The following is a 4,232-nucleotide window of genomic DNA, read 5'->3' on the forward strand; positions in this document are numbered from 1 at the left end:
TATGTGGCAGCTCATCAAAAGAGTTAAGATTTTCTTGAATGCCGCTTCAGCAAATAGTTGGAAAGGAATAGGAAATATGAAATTCTCATAATTATGAAAAGTTATATATTAACTGTGTTATCCCTGCTTTCTCTTTTTATTGGTACTCGCCTGAGATCACAGATTAGCCCACAGCATTTTCGTTGGTTGGTACTGATTTTGCTTGGTGTTTTGGCGATAATGTCAGCGATTCAGGCGATACGGGCTTTAGTGTGAATATTTATTCAGACGCCACGGGTTCGTAGTGGATAAATTGTGGCGTCTTAGCAAGCGGGTATTTATTTCAGTTTTACAAAACAACGCGCGGCTGCATCAACGGTACGCTGAATATCTTCATCTGAATGAGCAATGGACATAAACCCTGCTTCAAACGCAGAAGGAGCCAGATAAACGCCTTCATCCAGCATTAAGTGGAAAAACTGCTTGAAGCGTTCTACATTGCACTTCATCACATCCTGATAGCAGGTAACGCTTTCCGCATCGGTAAAGAAAATACCGAACATGCCACCGACGTGATTAACAACCAGAGGAATACCTGCTGCCGATGCGGCATTTTTCAGGCCAGTAGCCAGTTTGTCGGTTAATTCACTCAGACGTTGATGAATACCCGCTTGGGCAACTTCGTTCAGGCAAGCTAAACCCGCAGCCATCGCGATTGGGTTACCAGAAAGAGTTCCCGCCTGATAAACAGGGCCGGTTGGCGCCAATTTTTCCATGATTTCCAGACGACCACCAAAAGCACCTACAGGCATACCACCGCCGATGATTTTGCCAAGCGATGTCAAATCCGGCTTAACATCGTAATATTCCTGCGCACCACCCAGAGCAACGCGGAAACCTGTCATTACTTCATCAATGATCAGCAAGGCCCCAAATTCATCACACAGCTTACGCAGGCCCGGCAGGAATTCTGGCAATGGCGGAATACAGTTCATGTTGCCCGCGACAGGTTCAACAATGATACAGGCAATTTCTTCAGGATATTTTTCGAAGGCTTCGCGAACAGAGTTCAAATCATTGTAGGTGCAAGTCAGGGTATGTTTAGCAAAATCCGCGGGAACACCCGGAGAGTTTGGCTGACCGATAGTCAGGGCACCAGAACCTGCTTTAACCAACAGGCAGTCAGCGTGACCGTGGTAGCAGCCTTCAAATTTAATAATCTTATCGCGTTGGGTATAACCGCGAGCCAGACGAATGGCACTCATGGTCGCTTCTGTACCTGAGTTCACCATACGAACCATATCCATAGAAGGTACCAGTTTTGTGACCAATTTTGCCATTTCCACTTCGGCAGCGGTTGGCGCGCCAAAACTCAGGCCACGTTCGGCAGCTTCAATGACGGCATTACGGATGGCAGGGTGGTTATGCCCAAGCACCATTGGTCCCCATGAACCGACATAATCGATATAGGTATTGTTATCGACATCATAAAGATAGGCACCATCAGCACGTTGGATAAAGACAGGCGTACCGCCAACACCGTTAAAAGCACGTACAGGTGAATTGACACCGCCGGGGATCACATGTTTTGCCTGAGAGTAAAGCGTTTCGGACTGGCTCATTAATAAAAGCTCCTGAAAGATAACGGTACAGATATGGGAATGCCATTCTAAAGCACCCCAATGGGGAAGCCAAATTATCATGTAGATGAGAGTTTGTGAGAGATCTCTGAACAGAAATAAGCGTGATAGAGTCGTGTGCAATTTGAGCAATTGGTGCCAAGGTTGGATTATGGCGATGATAATTCACTCAATTAGTGCAAGTACTAAATACCTTGGCACACTTCAGGCTATTACAGGGGCGGTTTAGCGTTTTCCCATCAAAACCTGCAAACTCAATAAAGCATCTGTTTTTTGACAACTAACATTAATTCACATAGCAAAAGATTTTTTCATATTAAAATCAACACCATCTGGCAATATAAGCCAGATAATGCTGACCAGTTTATTAGCTAACCCGAATTCTGCTTAAGCCATCATTGGAACATCTTCTTCTAAGTAGAAAACTTTCAGTGATGGTTTCTTCAATTTAAGGCAGTAAGCAATCAGTCCACCTAAAACGGTTAACATAAATCCTTTTATACTTCGGTGACGCGAATGCTCTATCTGAGAAATCAATTTTAATTGCCCATTAATCGTTTCAATAATAAAACGCTTTTTTAACATTATCTTATCCCACTCAGCTTGCATGCACGCTTTCATGTTGCGCCGTTTTTTCGTGATGAAAGTGACATCGGTTTTGGCTAAATCGTCCGCCAATTCCTGGCTGAGATAACCTTTGTCACCGTAAAGAGAACCCGTTAATTCTTTTGATAATTCACGAACAGGTTCCCGATCATCCACATTACCCGCAGTCACTTTAAGCGCTAGAATTTCCCCCTGATGATTGACAACCAAGTGTAATTTGAAACCGTAAAACCAGCCCATTGAATTTTTTCCGCGCTTTGCTATCCCCGCAAAGACCTTATGTCGAGGGATGCGAATGTTATGGCAGACACTCAAACGGGTGGAATCAATAAAAGCAATGCCTGTGGGTTTCCCTTTTAATTGAGTCAGATAGCTACATAGTGGCACCAAAACGGAAGGTGCCACACTGACAAAACGAGGATAGCTGACCAAGGTTGGAAAATCCTTATGGTGATATTTCCAAATATGTTCTAGATAAAAATTTTTAAAATCACGGTAATGCGACAGATGAAAAAGGATCAAAAGGGTCATGATTTCACTGGGATACATATGGCCTTGTCGGCGACGTAAACGATGCCCGCTATCGAGACAAAATTGTTCCCATTGAGGGATGAAAAGACGACAAAAATCGTCGACATCGCAGAAAATTTCAACTAACTTGTCCATAGCCTGTTCCACCTCGGAGCTGTTTTTGGTGTGCACCAAAACTTTGCTCCTGGAACAGGCTTCTCGTCAATTTCTTATCCAGAATTCGGGTTAATTATCCTCTGAAAATCAGCATGCCAGCAGCTAAATCACGCTGAACTATTTGCCGCAATACGTATCGAAATCACATCGCAATAACTCATTGGCTGTTGTTAGTTTTTTCATGGTTGCCTCATCTGCATTAAAATTCGTTTCCCAATCCATGCCATCACAGGCACGGCCATTGAATTCCCGATGGCACGGTAACGGTGACCATCAGGGCAATTTTCTAATGTTTTTCCATTCCACGAGATTTGGGTGTGGTTACCTTCGGCAGCGTGGGTGATGCAGGAGCCCCACAACTTATCGAGCCAGCTCGACAAGATTATTTCCGTCTCAGAGAAATGATGGCGGAGAACGAGAGGCAGATGAAGTATTTGCAGGATTATATCAACATTGAATGCAGAGGAAACAATGGAAAACCAACACCGTAAAATCACTGGCTATCGTGAACTTACCCAAGATGAAATTAATTGCATGAACAAGATTAAGGCGCTGGGTGAAGAATTAGGTCAACTCTATGACTATTTAGCAGTTACAAATGCACAAACAGGAAACCACCAAATTGATATGCGTTGGCTGAACGAAGGGCGAACTAACCTGCAAAAGGGCATTATGTGTTGGGTTCGTGCCGTGGCTCAACCAACTACATTCTGATTGCCACCTCAGAGTAAATGATACTGGACAAGTGCACCTATACCCTCACACCGGATTTATCTTAGTGCAAATTTACAAGATTATTTATTATTGTATTGTCGTTTTTGACATAACTTTGAGAGAACAGAAATGTTAAAAGTAATTGCAGAAGATTTCATCCAGATTGATGCTATAGATATTGTCCTTCCTCTTTATCGTGAGTTAGTCGAGGCAACCAAGCGTGAACCTCACTGTATTGCTTACGACTTGTATGTTGACCAGAAAGATGTGGGACATTTTATCTTTATAGAAGAATGGCCTGACAAGGCTGCTTTGGATGCTCATTGTGCGAGTGAGCATTTTCAGCGTCTTGTCCCCATGATTAATAAATACAAGCGGAAAGAGCCTACCTTCATATTCATGGACAGTGCGTTAACTAAAGCATAAACATCATATCCTAAGCGATCCATGAGAATTGCTCGGTTAACTCTATTTATTCGCCATCACATCCCGTGGTGGCTTTTTTGTATATAGAAAACCCCCAGCTTGGCTGGGGGTTCCGTAGAGCTTACAGCTATAAGTCTGCTATAAAAACCCCTTTTGATTTGTTAAAACACCTTGCGGTCT

At 43.3% G+C, this 4,232-nt stretch carries 6 protein-coding genes; 4 read left to right on the forward strand and 2 right to left on the reverse strand.

The window, feature by feature from the left end; translation table 11 throughout:
* Positions 1-93 precede the first annotated feature (93 nt).
* The gene (locus tag AAC854_RS21455; RefSeq protein WP_340618867.1) at positions 94-255 is read left to right on the forward strand and encodes a hypothetical protein; all 162 of its coding nucleotides are present in this window, start codon (positions 94-96) and stop codon (positions 253-255) included.
* Between the two features lie 62 nt (positions 256-317).
* On the opposite strand, the gene hemL is transcribed toward AAC854_RS21455, so the two are convergent.
* Both hemL and AAC854_RS21465 read right to left on the reverse strand, forming a co-directional pair.
* Complete coding sequence (gene hemL / locus AAC854_RS21460) at positions 318-1,601, reverse strand: glutamate-1-semialdehyde 2,1-aminomutase (protein ID WP_340618868.1); 1,284 nt, start codon at positions 1,599-1,601, stop codon at positions 318-320.
* Positions 1,602-2,006: 405 nt separating this feature from the next.
* Positions 2,007-2,891, reverse strand: a complete 885-nt coding sequence (locus AAC854_RS21465) for an IS982 family transposase (RefSeq protein WP_340618869.1) — start codon at positions 2,889-2,891, stop codon at positions 2,007-2,009.
* A gap of 383 nt (positions 2,892-3,274) precedes the next feature.
* Between AAC854_RS21465 and AAC854_RS21475 the strand changes: the two genes are divergently transcribed.
* From AAC854_RS21475 to AAC854_RS21485, 3 genes are all read left to right on the forward strand, one after another.
* Positions 3,275-3,403 carry a lysis system i-spanin subunit Rz gene (locus tag AAC854_RS21475; RefSeq protein ID WP_422824117.1) on the forward strand — a complete coding sequence of 43 codons (129 nt, stop codon included), beginning with the start codon at positions 3,275-3,277 and terminating at the stop codon, positions 3,401-3,403.
* Complete coding sequence (locus AAC854_RS21480; RefSeq protein ID WP_340618870.1) at positions 3,384-3,626, forward strand: Acb2/Tad1 domain-containing protein; 243 nt, start codon at positions 3,384-3,386, stop codon at positions 3,624-3,626. The genes AAC854_RS21475 and AAC854_RS21480 overlap by 20 nt, the downstream gene beginning before the upstream one ends.
* Positions 3,627-3,755: 129 nt before the next feature.
* Positions 3,756-4,052 carry a putative quinol monooxygenase gene (locus AAC854_RS21485; RefSeq protein WP_340618871.1) on the forward strand — a complete coding sequence of 99 codons (297 nt, stop codon included), beginning with the start codon at positions 3,756-3,758 and terminating at the stop codon, positions 4,050-4,052.
* Positions 4,053-4,232 lie beyond the last annotated feature (180 nt).

Origin of the sequence: Xenorhabdus entomophaga, from assembly GCF_037996725.1 — a bacterium.
Taxonomy (GTDB): domain Bacteria; phylum Pseudomonadota; class Gammaproteobacteria; order Enterobacterales; family Enterobacteriaceae; genus Xenorhabdus; species Xenorhabdus khoisanae.

Coding starts and splice junctions, on each gene's coding strand:
- AAC854_RS21455 (WP_340618867.1), top strand. CDS start 94: ATGAAAAGTTATATATTAACTGTGTTATCCCTGCTTTCTCTTTTTATT.
- hemL (WP_340618868.1), bottom strand. CDS start 1,601: ATGAGCCAGTCCGAAACGCTTTACTCTCAGGCAAAACATGTGATCCCC.
- AAC854_RS21465 (WP_340618869.1), bottom strand. CDS start 2,891: ATGGACAAGTTAGTTGAAATTTTCTGCGATGTCGACGATTTTTGTCGT.
- AAC854_RS21480 (WP_340618870.1), top strand. CDS start 3,384: ATGGAAAACCAACACCGTAAAATCACTGGCTATCGTGAACTTACCCAA.
- AAC854_RS21485 (WP_340618871.1), top strand. CDS start 3,756: ATGTTAAAAGTAATTGCAGAAGATTTCATCCAGATTGATGCTATAGAT.